The sequence below is a fragment of the Rhodothermales bacterium genome (genome assembly GCA_017643395.1).
Classification (GTDB): Bacteria; Bacteroidota; Rhodothermia; order Rhodothermales; family UBA10348; genus JABDJZ01.
This window is the reverse complement of record JAEPNP010000017.1, coordinates 1-852: the sequence shown is the minus strand read 5'-3', so window position 1 is coordinate 852 and position 852 is coordinate 1. Positions and strand designations below refer to the sequence as shown.

The window sequence follows — 852 nt, the reverse complement described above, 5'->3', positions numbered from 1 at the left end:
TAAGGATGACCCTTTTGAGCGGTCTTTGACCTCTCAAATCCGGTCTCTTTTGGAACAAGGCCTGTCAAGATCAGGGCAGGCCGCTCTATAAAGCGCGGACGTGAACGCCGTCTTCGTTTCTCTTTCTTCAAAAACGAGTTTAAGTGGTTGGAGCATTTTGTGCTCTATCGCCTATCGGCCTGCATCTTTGGTGCGCTACCGGCTATCGCCTGCTTAAGCGCGGGTTTTGTCCGCCGGGCAGCAAGCTCTGTGTTTGTATGGAACAAGGGTTCCGAAGCGAAGCTGAGGCAAGGCCGACCGGCCGCCACAGCAGCCCGAGCGATCAGCGAGGAATGGCGTTGCTGTGTACCAAAGGAAAATGGGCCGGTAGCTCAGGTGGTTAGAGCGCACGCCTGATAAGCGTGAGGTCGGAGGTTCAAGTCCTCCTCGGCCCACCATCTTTGTTGCGCTATCGGCTATCGCCTGCATGAGCGCGCTTGTTGGTGGCCCTCGGCATTATTGGTTTGTGCCTCCTCGCAGCAAAGCTGCTGCGTGCGTCACGGGGAAGCCCACCATCTTTGTTCGCGCTATCGGCTATCGGCTGCTTGAGCGCTGCCCGCGACGCCCGCAGGGGCGGAGCCGCGAGGACGCGCAAAAGCCAAAGATGCTGCGCTACCGCCTACCGGCTGCTTGAGCGGCATCTTTGGTGCGCTACCGCCTATCGGCTACATGAGCGGCATCTTTGGTGCGCTACCGCCTATCGGCTACATGAGCGCGGGTTTGGCCCGCCAGGCAGCTGGGTCTTGAGTGCGTTCGAGGGCCCTGTCCCGAGCGCAGCGAGAAGCGTGCGACCGCGCGCCGTGGCAGCCCGAG

Annotated in this window: 1 tRNA gene; it reads left to right on the top strand. The window is 60.3% G+C overall.

Annotated features, from left to right (window positions below):
- Positions 1 to 360 precede the first annotated feature (360 nt).
- Positions 361 to 437: transfer RNA gene (locus JJ896_18570), tRNA-Ile, on the top strand.
- The last annotated feature ends 415 nt before the right edge of the window (positions 438 to 852 follow it).